We start from the raw sequence: 17,315 nt of genomic DNA on the forward strand, positions 1-17,315 counted from the left end.
CTGGCTGTTGGGCGGTGGAGCTGGGTCCGGTGTCCGGTGGCAATGCGTCGCTGGCCTCGTCCTTCCAGCGCCGGGTGGGAGGCGACGGCTATGCCGTCCTCCAGGATGGTGACGGTGCCGGCGGTGACCTGCACCTCCACCGTCCGCCGACGGGTGCAATCCGGCACGGAGTAGAGGTTGCCGCCGACCGACACCATGCCGTCGCGGGTGACACGGCGCTCCAGGGCCAGCACGCTGTTGAAGGGGCCGGCCGGCAGCGGCTTGAGGTGGGGGCGCTCCTCGGCGAAATGCTCGGCGACGATGCGCTGGGTGGTGACGGGGTGGGACGGATGGCGCGAACCACGGCTTTCAGGATGGTATAGCCGCCGGTGTAACCGCGTTCCTTGAGTTCCCGCAGCAGGCGGCGAGCGCTGAGATCGGGAAAGGTTTGCAGGCGTTCACGCAGATAGGGCTCGAAGGGTGTGAGCAGCGTCGGCCGAGCCGGCCGAGGGGTGTAGGCGGGCGCCTCCAGTCCGCGGGCGATGTATTTGCGGATGGTCTTGCGATCCAGGCCGGTGCGGCGTGAGATCGCCGACACCGACAGGCCCTCGCGGGCGAGATCGAGAATCATGACGAGTTCCCCAAGTCTGACCACCTGCGCCCTCCCTCCGCCTCGGAGGGTGATCATGGGCGACGAGCGGCCGCAGGGCTCCGGGGCGTACGCCCCGGAGCCCTGCCGTTGCGTTAGCCTGGGGAATTTTCAGCCGCCCTTTCCGGGGAGTATCCAATCGGCACTGACACTCCGGCCTCAGCCGCAAGCTCGTCCGCAAAGTCGTGCGTGGCCAGCGGTCCGACATCTTCCGGATCCGGGAAAGCTCGCTTGACCTGCATCTCCCCTGGCTGGATGCGCAGTGGGCTGCCGGGCAACACAACGCGACCGACCTCTGGCGCCGGTTGAGAAGGAGTGGGTTCCGGGGCAGCCTTCGTGTCGTCGGCGAATGGGCGACGCGCCGCCGGCGCTCAGACCAGGCGCAGGCTGGGGAACATAGCCGCACGCTGGCGGCGCGGACGATCGCGCGCTTGCTCACCATCGGATGGGATGCGCTGACCAAAGCGGAGACGGTGACGGTCGCTGCGATTGAGGGCGGAGTGCCGCTGCGGGTCGAGGCGCGTGAGATCGTTGCGGCGTTCCAGTCCATGATCCGAAAGAAAACCGCCGAGGAACTTGAACCCTGGCTGCAGCGGGCCAAGGCGAGCTTGGTAGCATCCTTCGCCAATGGAGTGGCCAAGGACCGGAATGCCGTCATCGCGGCCATTACTCTGCCATGGTCCAACGGCCAGACCGAGGGGCAGATCACCAAGCTCAAGCTGGTGAAGCGGCAGATGTATGGCCGCGGCAAACTCGACATCCTTCAGGCGCGCGTCATCGGCCCCGGATGAGATCCACACCATCAAATCTGCGACAGAGTCCCTTTTCCGTGCCGATCCGGGGTCCCTATCTCAAGCCGATTGACATACAGGGCAGGTCACCCAGGCGACGGTCGTAACGGCTATGGACGCGACGCGATGGTCGGCCGCACAAAGGACAGGCCGCCGTGGCAGCACGGACATGGGCTGCCACCATGACACGATCGGCATCGAGTGTGACCTGATCGACAATGAGGCCGGGTGGCAGCAGGGAAAGCAGCGATTTGGACAAGGATTCTGTTGCTCAGGAGGATAGATCGTTCCTTTTATGTGCTCACTCCGCTCCCGCCTGACATCTGACCTGCACCGGGAATGCGGATGGACCAGTTATCCAGCCGGCACTGACAGCTCCCGCCAACCTGACAGCACATCGCCCGTTGCCGGTAAAATGATTGCAAAGATCCTCACGTAGACAAATGAAGATCGTGATAATAGTAAAGCGCTTCAGACAGATATGTAACAACCTCAACTATGCTTCGATCCTTTTCTATGAATTCATCGAGATCATCAACGGACTGATCTCGATGCGCACCATCCTCCAAGGAAAATATAATCCGGATTTTCTCAACCAAATCTCCATAAGAATTTTCCCGAATAATATCCCTTGTCGCAACCTTATCTATAAGAAATTGCCTGATTACCTCATATCTTATCGCATCTCCGCTAATGAATTCCCAGAAAAGCGGAAATGCGGAAATCAGTGCCTTTGGCCATCCCGCATTGATAAACTGCGGCGGCATTGCGCTGGAGGCATCAGGAATTTTCTGACCTATAATTCCATAGAAGTCTGCGGCCGTATCTCTAATATTTTCTTTAATTATAAAATTAATTGATTTTTGCGAGAGCCAGAAATTTTTCCAGTCTTCTATTGCCAGCAGATTTCCCCAATATGATTTTTCCAATCCATGGAAAAAATCCATCGCCGGTGTCGGCTGCAGATACTTTCTTATCCATGTTGAAAGCGATTCTTTTTCAATCCATCCCCACTGCAGCCAGGATTTCAGCGAATGCTCTACAATATTAGGGTAGTAAAAAATGACATTCACATTATAAGATTCCGCAAGATTCCGCAAAAATATAAGGAAGAACGCATCCTTTAGGACAATAGATGTCTCGAATCCTTCCGCAGAAACAATTATATGATCGAAATTTTTTGCTATATTGTTCACCTTTTTCCCGAGAACGTCTGCAAGGAGCCGCAATGATCGATAGTCACGAGCGCGTCTGAGTCTCTTATAGACTTCATAGGGAATCTCAAATGAGGACGTATATTCTTCAACAGAACCTCTATCCGCATCCCCAATATTAAGGCATCTCTCGACATCTTCTATTTTCATGTCAGATTTATAGATGTCGCGAGACAATAAAACTGGCGATATGGAAGCGCCATTAAGGCGCTTTACATCCATGACCATGTGACTTTGAATTGCAGTCGAGCCATTTTTACTCGACCCACAGTGTATCGTTATCGTCTTGCGCATCATCCATGCACCTTTTTAGACAAAATCATTCGATAAATCGCAAGCGATCCAGCTGAACCGGGGTTGGAGATCCTATCAAACCCCCGGAGTATCGAGAAAAAGCTTTTGGTTTTTCTCAGCGCCACATGGATTTCCTCCGAGATCCCAATACAAGCGAACCAAGCGGATTACGGTATGCTCATTGTCATTCTGTTTTAAGCCTAACGTTTCTGGGATGCAATTCCAGTCTGGACCAAGCCGGGGGTCCGATTGGGGGCAATGCCGGTTTTACGACGGCACATGTTCCTGATCCGGTAGTGGCGATCCAATCGTCATCCTGCCCGCGATGGCCGCCTGACCATCCGGCCAGACCGGCCGGAGAACCTGATGAGCGGCCCATGTCCTGCCCTGTGCTCAGGGCACGATCATGGATAACTCTCGATCAACTGACAGACGTCTTCATAAATTGGATTGCAAGTCTCACATCGCGAACCGTCGCAGACGTCTGCGTGACGTGCCGGGCAGCTCCAGTATTGGCCAATCGGGTCAACAGCCGCAAATCCACCCCATCCATCGCCAAAACAATTGAAATAAAAAGATCTCCTGATCAAAAGTCATAATAATATTCGGAAACATAAAAACACATTATCATTACCACATCTATATCCGCCACAGTATGCCCTGGTAAAAATGCGAAATATCAATATTTGTGACCTTCACACACCCTTACTCATGATTACCAACAACAACAGAACCATAATTCCAATTGAAGTCGACATGGGTTTGGATGCCGCGTGTCAGGTTGGGACTGTAGAAAGGGTCGCTGAAGCTATCCGTTTGCCATTTCAGGCGAAGGTGGGCCACTTCCCGCTGCTCGTGCGCCAGGGCATCAGGCGAGCGCGATGTTTGCCGGGTCGCCGATTCATGATGGTAAAGCCGCGCATGGGGCGTCCAGAGGATGCGCAGGCCGAGTTGCCGAAGCTTGAGGCAGAGATCCACATCGTTGAAGGCAATGGAGAAGTTTTCGGCGTCCATGCCGCCGGCCCTCAGGTAATCGGTGCGTCGAACCACCATACAGGCGGCGGTGACCGCCGAAACGGACTGCACCACCGCCGCCGACTGGAAGTAACCGTCCTCGTCGTCGCCGAAGGCGCGCTGGGCGGCATCGGCCGCACCATGCTGGCCGACGAGAACCCCGCCATGCTGGATCGTGCCATCCGGATAGAGCAACTTGGCCCCGACCGCCCCGATCTCCGGGCGAAGGGCATGGCCCATCATCTCCTCCAGCCACTCCGGCCCGATCACCTCAATGTCGTTGTTGAGCAGCGCCACATAGGGAGCTGCCAGTTCGCCAATGACGGCGTTGTGCATGGCTGCGTAGTTGAACGGCATCGGCCAACGCCTGACCCAGATGCCAGGTTGCCGGGCCACGCTCTGCAGATAGGCCAGCGTTGCCGGATCCCGGCTGTCATTGTCGATGATGACGATGTCGTAGCGCGGGTAGGTCGTCTTCGCGACTATGCTCTCGACGCATGGCTTGAGAAGGTCGACACGGTCCCGCGTGGGAATGACGATGGTCACCGGGGGCGGCTCTGCAGGCAGCCGCCAGTGGACGCGCACACGGCCGCCGCTGTCCATCCGGGCTTCGGCCTGTGCGCCGATCCGATCCAGATGAGCCTGAATGCGCCCTGCCCTTTCCGGCATGCCCCTTTCCGGACGGTCCGGAACCGCGGCGTTGCGGTGGTAAAGGACGAAGGGCAAATGCCTGATCCGCCCGGGGTCGGCCAGCAGCAACGCGGTGTCGACCACCGCCGCCGCCCATGCACGCGCATCGAAGGGGCCAGGCGGGAGTCCGAACCGGGTTTCCGGCCTGCCGACCGACGCGACCGCGCGGGTCAGGCAGTCGCGTCCGATGGCGCAGGCGAACCCCACATAAGGGAAAGCGCAATAACGGTCCGCATCCCAATCGGGCTTGAAATGCGGCTGCCCGCGCCCGCTTTCGGGGGGGCCGCTGTCCTCGTCGGTATAGACGATCCCGGCATCGTCCCCGGTCAAAGCCGCTTGGACCAGGGGAAGGAATGCCGGATGCAGCCGCGCGTGGGATTCGAGAAAGACCACTGCGTCGGCCGCTCCCTCGGCCACCGCCGCGACGAAGTCCGCGAGGACGGCATCCTGCCCCGGAGAATGGGGTCCCGGAAGGTGAACCACCCTCACCGTCTGCCCGCCTGTCTGTCCGCCTGTCTCCCCATTGACGACAGCGGCAAGCGCCTGCCCGATCGCATGCTCATGGTGGCCGAGCCATGCCCGGTAGGCCTCCGGATCGTTCAGGCGGTTCGCCGGCTCCCGCGCCAGAGCCTCCTGCGCCTCCTCCAGCGCAGCCTGACGGTCAGCCACCAGCCGGTCGAGCCGGCGACGCCGTGTGGTCAACAGCTCCTCCGGAAGCCGGACCTCCAACGGGCTGCCGACGAGATGCCGGTCGGTGTTGGCAAAGCGGACGGCAATCCGGTGCGGACGACCGTCGAACAGCGAGGCCGGCAGCGGAAACCGGAAGCCGTGACGACCGTCATCCTGAAGGAACCGGCCCAAATCCGGCCTTGGCTGGTTGCAGGGCACCGTGGCCACATGCGCATCATCGACTTCGATGTCGAGAAGGGAGGAGCGGCCGGGCGCCTGCTCGTCGAATGCCCATCCCCGCAGCGTCGCATTCTCGAAGCTGTCGAGTTGGCCATGCAGATGCGGCGGGAAGAAAATCTCCTCGACATCCCTGGCCAGTGCCGTTCCGCTGCTCCGGTCGACGATCCGGATCAGGTGCGGGCGACCGTCCAGCACCTCGTTGGGCAGCTTGACGGCAAAGGCATGATGGCCGGAGCCGATCCCCGCCGCGGCGAGTTCCCCGTCGAAAAGATCGGCACGGAATTCGCCGAGCACCCCCCCCTCATAGCTGAGGGTGAGACGGAGGGGATCGTTCGGCAGATCGGGATCGAAGGCCCACCCCTTGGCGACCCACCCAATTCCGTAGAGCCGCTCGATGGCCTTGAGTTTCCCTTGAACTGCCAAGATGTCCTCACCTGCCAGGAACGGTCCCGGATCAAGCCATCGCCACCAGCTTCGGGTTCTTCTTCCACTCCTCCATGATGACCTGCGCCTTGTGGCGCTCCTCGCTGGTCAGCGCATTGCCCAATTCATGGGCCTTGGCCTCCAACCCGTCGCGTTCGGAGCCGGGCTGGGTGCCGGCAGCGGCCATGATGGTCCAGACATAGGCCTGAAGCGGATTGTAGGCCTTGCTGGAGCGATCGGCATAGAGCGCGCCCAGGTTGCTCATGGCGCCGGTGTGGCCCTGGGCCGCCGCCTTGCGCAGCCAATCCACCCCTTCGACCAGCTCGGGCCGGCCGCCCCAGCCATGGATCAGCATCAGGCCCAGATTGACCTGGGCACCGACATTGCCCTGCATCGCCGCCTTGCGGTACCATACGGCCGCTTCGGCATGGTCGGGCGGGCCGGCCAGCCCGTTGGAATGGATCAGGCCCAGATTGAACTGGGCGTTGACGTTGCCCTTCTCGGCCGACAGGCGGCACCATTTCAGGGTTTCGCGGTAATCCTTGGGTACGCCGTGGCCACGGGCATAGAGCAGGCCCAGATTGACCTGGGCCACCGGATGGCCCTGCTCCGCCGCCTGGCGGTAGAACTCGGCCGCGCGGACCGGATCGGCCTCCACCCCGGTGCCATGCTCGTAGACGATGGCAAGCGCCAGCTGGGAGTTGGCAAAGCCCTGCCCGGCCGCACGCCCATACCAGGCGACCGCCTGGGCGATGTCGCGCTCCACCCCCTGCCCGTTGGCGTAGAAGGAGGCAAGCGCATGCTGGGCCATCGCATAGCCGTTCTCGGCCGACTGCCGGTACCAGCCGGCAGCGGCGGCAAGATCCTGCTGCACCCCCTGGCCGAAGGCATGGAGCAGGCCCATGTGGTACTGCGCCTCGGCATGGCCGGCCTCGGCGGCCAGCCGGTACCAGTGCAGGGCCTGGGCGATGTCGGGGGCGATCCCCAGCCCGTTGGGATAAAGCAGGGTCAGGTTCGCGTCTGCCGTCGGCGGGCTGGCCTTGGACACGGTCTTGTACCAGCGCACCGGCAGGGCATTGTCCTGCGCCGCCCCTTCGCCGTTCGCATAGCACAGGGCGAGCGAGAACTGCGCCTCCGTGTGCCCCTGATCGGCCGCCTTGCGGAACCAGTGGGCGGCGTCGCCGAAGTCGCGCACGACCCCCTGGCCGCGGACATAGAGCTGGCCCATGCGGTACTGCGCCTCGGCATGGCCGCGTTCGGCCAGCGGCATCCAGTTGGCCACGGCGCCGGCATAGTCCTCCGCCTCGAAGGCGGCCAGGCCATGCTGGAAGTCCGGCTTGCGGGAACTGGTGGATTTGTTTCGCTTCAGCAGCTTGCCGAACACTATCAGGGCTCCCGCAGGCTTTCGTCGACCCCGCGCAGGATGGGGCGCAGGAAATAGGTGATGATGCGGCGTTCGCCGACCTTGATGTCGGCCGTCAGCGGCATGCCGGGGATCAGGCGGAAGTTGGACGGCACATTGTCCAGCGTCGTGGTCAGCAGCTTGATCCGCGCCCGGTAGAAGAGGAGACCGTTCGCGTTGTCCTTGCTGGAGAAGGAATCCTCGCTGATCGTCGCCACTTCGCCGTCGAGCGAGCCGTGCTGCATGTAGGGATAGGCATCCAGCTTGACGCGGACCTTGTCGCCGACCTGGACGAAGGCAAGGTCGCGGGCGTCGATGTTGGCCTCGACCTCCAAAGGCGCGCCGACCGGCACCAGGGTGAAGAGCGGCTCGGCCTCCTTGGCGATCGAACCGGGAGTGGCCTTGGGCGAAACCTCCAGCACGATGGAGTCGACCGGCGCGTCGAGCTGGACCAGCGACTGGCGCTTGCGCGCCTTGGTCAGCTGCTCGCGCAGAGCCTCGCGCTCGTTGCGCTGGGTGGTCAGCTCCTCGATGATCTTGCCGTTCCACTGCTGGACGAAGACATCGCGCTCGGCCAGCTGGGCCTGCAGGTCATGGCGGTTGCCCTGCAGCTCGTTCTGGTTCAGCACCAGGTTGCGCTCGATGTCGATGCGGTCGCTGGTCGCCTGGAGGAGGTTCAGCTTGCTGCCGACCTGGGTGGCCAGCAGCGAGGAGCGCATGGTCTCGATCTCGCGCACCACCTTCAGCCGCTCGTTCAGATGGACGCGGTCCATCTCGTACTTGGCGACGTTCGATTGCAGCCGGGCGAGCTTCTCCTCGTAATTCTGCATCTGCGACTGGTACTGGGCCTGGCGCTCGCGCCACAGCGCCTGCTGCAGGGTGCCGTAGCCATAGCGGTCCGCGGCCGGCACGAAAGGCTTGCCGTCATGCTCGGCCTCCAGCCGGGCGATCTGGGCGTCGGCGTTGGCGACGCGGGACTCCAGCTGCAGAACGTCGGCCTGGGTGAAGGTCGGGTCCAGCGTCGCCAGCACCTGGCCCTGATGCACGACATCGCCGGACCGGACCAGGACCTGCTTGATCGCCGCCATCTCCATCGGCTGGACCATCACGTTGGACTCGACCGAAACGATCTTGCCCTGCGAGGCGACGATCTTGTCCAGATAGGACAGCGACGCCCAGGTGATCGCCCCGACGACGAACAGCCCCAGCAGATGCAGCATGACACGCGCCAGGAAAGGATCGGGAGCGTTCTGGATCGCCTCCGTGTCCTTCTGGAAGGCGCCGATCGCCGCCTTCCCGCGTTCCTTGGCCTTCTTGTCGAGTGGCGATCCCGGCGGACGCGCTGCCGCGTCGTTCGCGGGAACGCGGACCGTCTCAATCTTCGCAAGCTTCTGTGCGGTCACGGGACACGCGCTCCTAGATGTGCCGGTTCTGCTGGTGCCAGAGGTGCTGGTAGATGTCGCAGCGTCCCAGCAGCTCGTCATGCTTGCCGCTGTCGACCACCTTGCCGCGGTCCATCACCAGGATGACGTCGGACGGCACCAGCGACGACAGACGGTGCGAGATGATGATCATGGTGCGGCCACGGGCGATGTTCATCAGGTTCGCCTGGACGATCGCCTCGCTTTCGGCGTCGAGCGCCGAGGTGGCCTCGTCCATGATCAGGATCTTCGGGTTGGTCAGCAGGGCGCGGGCGATGGCCAGACGCTGGCGCTGACCGCCGGACAGGTTGGACGAGCCTTCCTCCAGCATGGTGTCGAGACCCTTGGGCATCCGCTCCACGAACTCGTCGGCGCCGGCCAGATGGATGACCTTCAGGATTTCATCGGTCGTGGCACCGGGCTTGGCTGCGGAGACGTTCTCGCGGATGGTGCCGGTGAACAGGAAATTGTCCTGCAGCACGACGCCGATCGACGCGCGCAGGTGGTCGAGGTCGTATTCGCGCAGGTCGCGCCCGTCGATCCGGATCAGCCCTTCCTGCGCCCGGTGCAGCCCCTGCAGCAGCCTGGTCACGGTGGTCTTGCCCGAGCCGGACCGGCCCATCACGCCGAGGATGGTGCCCTCCGACGCGGTGAAGGAGACGCCGTCGAGCGCCGGCGGCGAGGCAGGCGCATAGCGGAAGCGGACCTCCTGGAACTCCACCGTGCCGCGCAGGGGCGTGCGCAGGCCGCGGCCGGTCCGCCCCTCCTCCGGAGCGTGGTTCATGATCGTGCCCAGCATCTGGACCGAGATCGACACCTCCTGGAACTGCTGCACCAGCTGGGCCATCTGCAGGAGCGGCTGGGTGACGCGGCCTGACAGCATGTAGAAGGCGATCAAGGCACCCATCAGCATGTCGCCGTTCAGCGCCAGGTAGGTGCCGAGGCCCAGGAGGCAGGCCATCATCAACTGGTTCAGCGGCGCCGCGATCGTCTGGCCGATGATCATGATGCGGCCGACGTCGAAGCGCTGTTCGGCGGCGCGGGCGACGCGGTGATCCCATTCCAGCTTCTGCCGGCTGTCGAGCGCCAGCGACTTCACCGTGCGCATGCCGTGGATGTTCTCGATCAGGAAGGATTGCTGGCGCACCTCGGCCTGATAGAGGTCCTTCATCCGGCCTTTGATCAGCGGGATCATGATGCCGATGTTGATCGCCATCAGCACCGAGAAGGCCAGGACCAGCATGGTCAACGGCACGCTGTACATGAACATGATCGGCAGGAAGAGCACCAGCGAGACCGTGTCGATCAGCGTCATGAAGAGCTGGCCGGTCAGGAAGTTGCGGATGCGCTCCGCCTGCTGGGCGTTCTTGACGATCTCGCCCGACGACACCCGCTCGAAATAATGCATCGGCAGGCCGACGAGCTTGTTGAAGACCTGGACGTTCATCTTCGCGTCGATCTTCTTCGTCGCGTAGAGCATCAGGTACTGGCGCAGGTAGGAGAAGGCCGCCTCGAACAGGATGACGCCGACCATGCCGACCATCAGCACGCCGAGCGTGCCCATGCTGCGGTGGACCAGCACGCGGTCGACCACCAGCTGGAAGAAGATCGGCACGGCGAGCGCGAACAGGCTCATCAGAAGCGCGGCGATGCCGATGTCGCGGAAGATGCGCTTGTGGCGGAGGATCTCCACCAGGAACCATTTCAGGCCGAAGGGCTGCTCGGCGTCGGTCAGGCCGTAGTCGCGCTTCAGCAGCACCACCTCGCCGGCCCAGGCCTGGCTCAGGCGGATGCGGTCGACCGGCAGGATCAGCTCCTGCCCGGCCAGCGGGTCCTGCAGGATGGCGACGTCGGTGTCGCCCTGCTTGCCGAAGCCGACCACCACCATCGAGTTGCCGTTGCGCAGGCGCAGGATGGCGGGGAAGGCATCGTGAAGCTTGCCCAGATCGTCCCAGTCCAGCGTCGTCGCCTCCGCCTTGAGGCCGATCGACTTGGCGACGCGCAGCAGGCGCGCGGTGTCCAGTTCCTCGTTGCCGATGACGTTGCTGTGCTGAAGCCGCTCGGCCGAGACGTCGAGGCCGCGCTGACGCGCGACGGCAGCCAGGGAATGCAGCCCGGTGTGGGCGCAGGGGACTTCCGCAGCAAGGGTCATGGGAACCGCCGTGAGAAATTTGAAATGCGTCGCGAAAGCAAGGTCTTCATACCGTTCTCGGTCACCCGGTCTCGATCGACCATGCGCTCCTTGGGCCGGGGGGCGCGACGAAGCGCGTAGAGTCCGCCACCTGCGGACGATGCATACCCACGCGATTCCGTTGAGATAGCAGAAGAGGCACAACAGCGGCAAGCCATCTGTCCCGGGGTGCATCCGCCATCCATCATATGTCTCGCCCCTCTGTGTCCGTTGCGGCACATCGGCCGGGACGAGATGCCGCTTGCGGACACCGCACAGTCGTTGCTATCGACCGTCGGGACGGTTCTCTGCCGAAGCATACCTAACACCAAGCGGTCAGCCCGATGAAAAAGCCTTCACGCAAGCAGGCCAAGGCCAAGCGCCCCGCCACTCCGGCCCCCTCTTCGCAGAGCGCTGCGCCGGCGGCCGACGCCGGCTTCGCCCGCGCGCTGACCCTGCACCGGGAGGGCCGGACCGCCGAGGCGGAGGCCGGATACCGCACCGTCCTGGCGGCCGATCCCGACCACCTCAACGCCAACAACAACCTCGCCATCATCCTGCGCGCCCGTGGCGACTGGGAGGAGGCGCTGGGCTGCTACCGCCGGGCGCTCGCCCGCAACGCCGCCGATCCCTTCGTCCACAGCAACCATGGCTGCCTGCTGCAGGACATGGGCCGCGGCGCGGAGGCGGAGGCGGCGCTGCGCACCGCCATCCGGCTGAAGCCCGATTATGCCGAGGCCCATTTCAACCTGGCCAACATCCTGCGCAACCGTGGCGACCGCGAGGCGGCCAAGGCCGCCTATGGCGAGGCGCTGCGCCTGAAGCCGGACATGGCGGCGGCGCTGTGCAACCTGGGCGACCTGCACAAGGGGGCGGTGGACCTCTCCCGCGCGGTGGAGTGCTTCGTCGCCGCGCTGAAGGCGGACCCGAAATCGGCCGAGGCCTGGAACAACCTGGGCGAAACGCTGAAGGAGATGGGGCGCATCGAGGAGGCGATCGCCGTGTTCCAGAAGGGGCTGGAGGCGCATCCCGCCCACGCCCTGATGCATTCCAACCTGCTGCTGGCCCTGCACTACACCCCGGCCGTTCCGCCCGAGACCATCTTCAGGGCCCATATGGCGTGGGCGCAGCGCCATGCCGATCCGCTGCTGCCCGCCGGCAAGCGCCACGCCAACCCGCGCGATCCCGAACGCCGCCTGCGCGTCGGCTATGTCTCGCCCGACTTCTGCGCCCATTCGGTCGCCTTCTTCGCCGAGCCGCTGATCCGCGAGCATGACCGCGAGCGCTTCGAGGTGGTCTGCTACCACGCGGCCACACGCTCCGACGCGGTCACCGAGCGGCTGAAGGGGCTGGCCGACGGCTGGCGGTCCCTGGCCGGGATCGATGACGCCCGCGCCGCGGCGCTGATCGAGCAGGACGGCATCGACATCCTGGTCGACCTGACCGGCCACACCGCCAACAACCGGCTGACCCTGTTCGCCCGCAAGCCGGCGCCGGTGCAGGCGACATGGCTGGGCTATCCGGACACCACCGGCATGCGCGCCATCGACTGGCGCTTCAGCGACGCCATCGCCGAGCCGCCGGGCGAGGCCGACCGGCTGAGCGCCGAGCGCATCGTCCGGCTGCCCAACGGCTTCCACAGCTACCGCCCGCCGCTGGACGTCGCCCCGCCGGCCGAACCGCCGTTCCTCGCCAACGGCCATGTCACCTTCGGCTCCTTCAACAACACCTCCAAGGTGACGGCGGAGGTGGTGCGCGTCTGGTCGGAGATCCTGAAGCGGGTGCCGGGCTCGCGCCTGATCGTCAAGAGCGCCCAGATGGGCGACGAGGAGACGCGCCGGCGCTATCTGAACACCTTCGTCCAATGCGGGATCGAGGCCGGCCGGATCGACCTGCTGGCCCGCATCGACGCGGCCAACGGGCATCTGCGCGCCTACGACCGCATCGACATCGGGCTCGACCCCTTCCCCTACAACGGCACCACCACCACCTGCGAGGCCTTGTGGATGGGCGTGCCGGTGGTGACGTGGACGGGCGCCAACCATGTCGCCCGCGTCGGCGCCAGCCTGCTGACCCATTGCGGCCTGGGCGAGCTGGTGGCCGCCGACGAGGCGGGCTACATCGCCACCGCGGTGGCGCTCGCCGGCGACCCGGACCGCCTGGCCGGGTTGCGCCTGACCATGCGCGACCGGCTGAACGCCGCGCCGCTGACCGACTACACGGGCTTCACCCGCGGGGTCGAGGCGGCCTACCGCGCCATGTGGCGCGACTGGGTGGCCGGACGGTAATGGGCGGGAAGGCGGTGGACGAGGCGATGGCGACCGATGCCGCCGGCTTGGCACTGGCGGATGACGATGGCCGCCTTACCCTGGTGAAGGAGTTGCACGGGCATTCCGGATGTCGCCTGCTGCTGCTGCGGGAGCAGGCGTGCGACACGTATCGCGTCCGCAAGATCTCAGGTTCCGCCGGCTATGACGGCCGGCTGCGCGACCAGCGGCACAAGCAGGGTGAGATGGCGGCATTGGGCCTGCCCTGCCCGGCGGTGCTGTCGGAAGGGCTGCTGTCGGGGGGCGAACTGGCCGGACGCTACTATTTCGACATGGAATATGTGCAGGGCCAGAATCTGGGAGATGTGCTCGAACATGGCGATACCGCCATGTTCGACGCTGTCGCCCGATCGCTCTCCACGACGTTGTACGGGCTGGCTGCGACCGTTTCGGGCTGTCTGGATACCCGCCTGTTCCTGGACAAGATCACCGCCGTCGCCACCGCCGTCCCGCCCTGCCTGGAGGATGGAAACGATCCGGCCGGCATGCGGGAAGCCATCGGCCGGACCGCCGCCCGTCTGGCCGCTCGGAATTGGAGCGGCATCCCCGCCTCTCAAGGGCATGGCGACATGACGGTGGAGAATGTCCTGCAGCGGCCGGACGGCAGGCTCTGCTTCATCGATTTCCTCGACGGGCCATTGAACTCCTGCTGGCTCGACGTCGCCAAACTGCATCAGGATCTGCGTGGCCACTGGTTCCTGCGCAACCTGCCGGACGAACAGCGGTCCGGCCCGCGCGGCCGTGGCCTGCGCATCGCCGCCGCCAAGCTGGCCACTTTGCTGCATGGACACCTCCACCCTCTCTGGCCCGATCTACAGGGACGGTTGCCGGTGCTGACCCAGTTCCAGCTTTTCCGTATCGTGCCTTACTGCCGGTCGGACAAAGTCCTCGCCTTCGTCCTCCAGCGCATCCAAGACCTCGACAAGGACGCGACCTTTCCATGAGCGGATACACCATTCTCCTCCCGGCCGCCGGACGGTCGAGCCGTTATCCCAACATGCGACCGAAGTGGATGCTGTCGACGCCCGATGGCGCACTGATGCTGCGCCGGGCACTGGACTCCCTGGAGGGCGTCGCCCGCAGCCGGGTGGTCGTCGGCATCCTGCGCGAACACGAAGAGCGCTATGCCGCCACCGTCGGGATCCACCGGGCGCTGGGGGAGGCGGTGGAGATCGTCGTCTTCGACGAGGTGACGCGCGGTCCGGCCGAAACCGCGTATGAGATGATCCGACGCGCCGGCGTCGACGGGCCGGTGATCATCAAGGATTCCGACAGCTGGTTCTCGCTGCCGGCAGCGCCGGAAGCCGGCAATTTCGTCTGCATCGCCGATCTGCGGCGCAACCCCGGCGTAACCAACGTCGCCGGCAAGAGCTTCGTCTCGCTCAACGAGCAGGGCATCGTCGTCAACATCTGGGAAAAATCGGTCGAGTCCAATTTCATCAGCGTCGGCGGCTACGTCTGGAACTCGGCCAAGCAATATTGCGACATCTTCGATACGCTGATGCGCAACGACCGCAACAGCGAGATCTTCATTTCGCACCTGATCTCCCAGGCGGTTCTGGATGGTTCTGTGTTCCTGGGCGTGGAGGTCGAGGGGCTGGTCGATGCCGGAACCCTTCGCGAATGGACCGACCTGCAGCGGCGCATGCGCACCTTCTTCCTCGACTTCGACGGGGTCATCGTCAAGAACAAGGGGCAGTATTTCCCACCCTACTGGACCGATCCCGACGAGCCGATCGTCGAGAATATCGAATCCTTGCGCCGCCTGCAGGCGGAGGGCGCCCAGTTCGTTTTCGTCACCGCCCGTCCGGAAGACCTGCGCGCCAAGGTCGAGGCGGTGCTGCGCGACGCCGGGCTCGCTTGGCACGCGCTGGTGATGGGGTGTCACCACGGTCCGCGGGTATTGGTCAACGACTTCGCGCCATCCAATCCCTATCCATCCGCCGAGGCGGTGAACATCCCCCGCAATGTCGGGCGCCTGTCCGACTTCATCGCCGGGGCCTGACGCCCACGCAGGAGGAGCAGGATGACCCCACTTCACATTGCCTTCTGCGGGCAGGTCCGCACACCGCAATTGTTCGAGATGTCGCTGCGCCAAGTCGCGAACTTGATCGAGCGCGGCCTGGTCGCAGGCGCGGTGATCGCCACCTGGAACAGCGAGATCACGGCCCACACGGCGCTGTTCGAGCGGTTGCAACATCCGGGCATCCAGGTGATTGGACTGAATCCGCCGTCATCCGTGACGGTGCCGCACAGCTATTTCCATCAGATGACGCTGCTGTACGGCGCACTGCGAGTTCTGCCCACCGATGCGCTGGTGCTGAAGACCCGGCCGGATATCCTGTTCGATCTGGAGGCTCTGCCGACGCTCGCCGAACGCCTGCTGAACGCGCCGCCACCGCCCCATGATCCCTTCATCTTCAAACGCAGGGTCTGGGTGCCGCAATTCGAGGCGACCTCCCCCTTTTACGTGAACGACCTGCTGTTTCTGGCGACCCGCCACGACGCCATGCAATTGTGCAACTTCGACATGTCGTTCGAGCTGAATAATTTCTTTCTGGACCGGCCGGACCAGCGCCTGCCGGACACCCCATCCTCTGCTGAAATCCGACGATACTCTTATCCGTTCTCCCGGCATTTTCCTTTATTGGAAGAGTATGGCAATGTCATACACATGACATATGGCGGCCAGCCCAACCGATTCAGCGTCCTTCAACACAACATTTCCTCTAAAATATATTGGCAATATGTTTCATTGTACATGTGGATACTTCATAATTACTTCTTAATTGGGAGACCTCACTACGAAGGAAGGGTCACTCTTGTTCGAGAAGAGCAATTGTTAGGTGAAAAATTCTCCATTTCTGGTGTCAATCACTATATCAATATGACAGATCCTACAGTTTTTCTTGATAATTACCGGAAACGGTGCGACGGTTTTGGATTGCTTTACTGTGGTTCCCAAGAGTGGACCGAAGCTATCTTCTCCGGAACGATGACCGACCCGTCGGCCCGTGCCCTGATTCTGGATCAGGTCGAAGCAGCACGGGCATTCAGCCCTTCCCCCGAAAGGTTGGAGCTGTTCCGCCGCTACCGGGCCGGCCTGATCGCAGCGGCCGGTCTGGAGGAGGCTCTGAGCTGAGGGCCGGAAGGGCAGTTGCAGGCCCTGCCGTCCAGATCGGATCACGTAAAATCGGACTCGACCAGAAACGTGAATCCGATCCCCGAACATCCATCCATGGCTCTGCGCGTTTCAAAAAAACACACAGAGCCTATGGATGTGCTCAGAGACCGCGAAGCGCTCCGCGATCGACCGTCTCCAGGAACCAGCGGTAGGTGGCGGCGAAGCCGTCGCGCAGGGGCGTGGGGGCGGTCCAGCCCATCTCCGTCATCCGGCTGACCTCCATCAGCTTGCGCGGGCTGCCGTCCGGCTTGGAACTGTCGTAGCGGAACCCGCCCTCATAGCCGACGACGTCGCGGATCAACTCGGCCAACTCCCGGATCGACACCTCGCTGCCGGTGCCGACATTGACATGCGGCTCGTCCGAGTAATGCCGGGCCAGGAAGACCAGCCCGTCGGCCAGATCGTCGGCGAACAGGAACTCGCGCTTGGGCGCCCCGGTGCCCCACAGCTCGACGAAGGGCTGCCCCTCGACCTTGGCGCGGTGGATCTTGGCCAGCAGGGCGGCGGCGACATGCCCCCCCTGCAGGTCGAAATTGTCGTTCAGGCCATAGAGGTTGGTCGGCATCGCCGAGATGAAGTCGCAGCCATACTGGCGGCGGTAGGCCTGGCACAGCTTGATGCCGGCGATCTTGGCGATGGCGTACCATTCGTTGGTCGGCTCCAGCGGGCCGGTCAGCAGGGCGTCCTCGCGCATCGGCTGCTCGGCCAGCCGGGGATAGATGCAGGACGAGCCCAGGAAGACCAGCTTCTTCACGCCGACCCGATGGGCGCCATGGATGATGTTGGTCTCGATCGCCAGATTGTCATAGAGGAACTCGGCCGGGCGGGTGGAGTTGGCGAGGATGCCG

Annotated in this window: 10 protein-coding genes and 3 pseudogenes; 5 read left to right on the forward strand and 8 right to left on the reverse strand. The window is 63.4% G+C overall.

Going from position 1 to position 17,315, the window contains the following annotated elements; all coding sequences use genetic code 11:
• Positions 1-634: pseudogene (locus I71_RS36235) on the reverse strand (IS21 family transposase); the annotation flags it as partial.
• A gap of 149 nt (positions 635-783) precedes the next feature.
• Between I71_RS36235 and I71_RS36240 the strand changes: the two are divergent.
• A pseudogene (locus I71_RS36240) lies at positions 784-1,419 on the forward strand (transposase); the annotation flags it as partial.
• Positions 1,420-1,498: 79 nt separating this feature from the next.
• On the opposite strand, the pseudogene I71_RS41065 reads toward I71_RS36240, so the two are convergent.
• The 6 genes and pseudogenes from I71_RS41065 to I71_RS20325 all read right to left on the reverse strand — a co-directional run.
• Positions 1,499-1,678 (reverse strand): annotated as a pseudogene (locus I71_RS41065) (ISL3 family transposase); the annotation flags it as partial.
• A gap of 172 nt (positions 1,679-1,850) precedes the next feature.
• A complete protein-coding gene (locus I71_RS37630) occupies positions 1,851-2,930 on the reverse strand; it encodes a hypothetical protein (RefSeq protein WP_148294304.1) in 1,080 nt (359 codons plus the stop codon).
• A gap of 702 nt (positions 2,931-3,632) precedes the next feature.
• Complete coding sequence (locus I71_RS35095) at positions 3,633-5,834, reverse strand: glycosyltransferase family 2 protein (RefSeq protein WP_148294305.1); 2,202 nt, start codon at positions 5,832-5,834, stop codon at positions 3,633-3,635.
• 160 nt (positions 5,835-5,994) lie between these two features.
• Positions 5,995-7,347 carry an SEL1-like repeat protein gene (locus I71_RS20315; RefSeq protein ID WP_042697167.1) on the reverse strand — a complete coding sequence of 451 codons (1,353 nt, stop codon included), beginning with the start codon at positions 7,345-7,347 and terminating at the stop codon, positions 5,995-5,997.
• A gap of 2 nt (positions 7,348-7,349) precedes the next feature.
• A complete protein-coding gene (locus tag I71_RS20320; protein WP_049976213.1) occupies positions 7,350-8,768 on the reverse strand; it encodes an HlyD family type I secretion periplasmic adaptor subunit in 1,419 nt (472 codons plus the stop codon).
• Between the two features lie 13 nt (positions 8,769-8,781).
• Positions 8,782-10,938 carry a peptidase domain-containing ABC transporter gene (locus I71_RS20325; RefSeq protein ID WP_042697169.1) on the reverse strand — a complete coding sequence of 719 codons (2,157 nt, stop codon included), beginning with the start codon at positions 10,936-10,938 and terminating at the stop codon, positions 8,782-8,784.
• A gap of 362 nt (positions 10,939-11,300) precedes the next feature.
• Here I71_RS20325 and I71_RS20330 point away from each other — a divergent pair, with 362 nt between their 5' ends.
• Genes I71_RS20330 through I71_RS20345 form a run of 4 tightly spaced genes read left to right on the forward strand, consistent with a single transcriptional unit; the run spans position 11,301 to position 16,425 of the window.
• The gene (locus tag I71_RS20330) at positions 11,301-13,244 is read left to right on the forward strand and encodes a tetratricopeptide repeat protein (RefSeq protein WP_042697172.1); all 1,944 of its coding nucleotides are present in this window, start codon (positions 11,301-11,303) and stop codon (positions 13,242-13,244) included.
• Entirely contained in the window at positions 13,244-14,227 is a 984-nt protein-coding gene (locus I71_RS20335; protein ID WP_042697175.1) for a hypothetical protein, read from the forward strand. Before I71_RS20330 ends, I71_RS20335 begins: the two co-directional genes overlap by 1 nt.
• On the forward strand, positions 14,224-15,288 hold the full coding sequence (locus I71_RS20340) for an NTP transferase domain-containing protein (RefSeq protein WP_042697178.1): 1,065 nt from the start codon (positions 14,224-14,226) through the stop codon (positions 15,286-15,288). Before I71_RS20335 ends, I71_RS20340 begins: the two co-directional genes overlap by 4 nt.
• 21 nt (positions 15,289-15,309) lie before the next feature.
• Positions 15,310-16,425, forward strand: a complete 1,116-nt coding sequence (locus I71_RS20345; protein ID WP_042697181.1) for a hypothetical protein — start codon at positions 15,310-15,312, stop codon at positions 16,423-16,425.
• Positions 16,426-16,567: 142 nt separating this feature from the next.
• Here I71_RS20345 and I71_RS20350 read toward each other — a convergent pair.
• Positions 16,568-17,315, reverse strand: a 748-nt coding sequence (locus I71_RS20350; protein ID WP_042697184.1) for a GDP-L-fucose synthase, incomplete at its 5' end; no start/stop codon positions are given.

Origin of the sequence: Azospirillum sp. B506, from assembly GCF_000333595.1 — a bacterium.
In the GTDB taxonomy this organism is placed as follows: Bacteria; Pseudomonadota; Alphaproteobacteria; order Azospirillales; family Azospirillaceae; genus Azospirillum.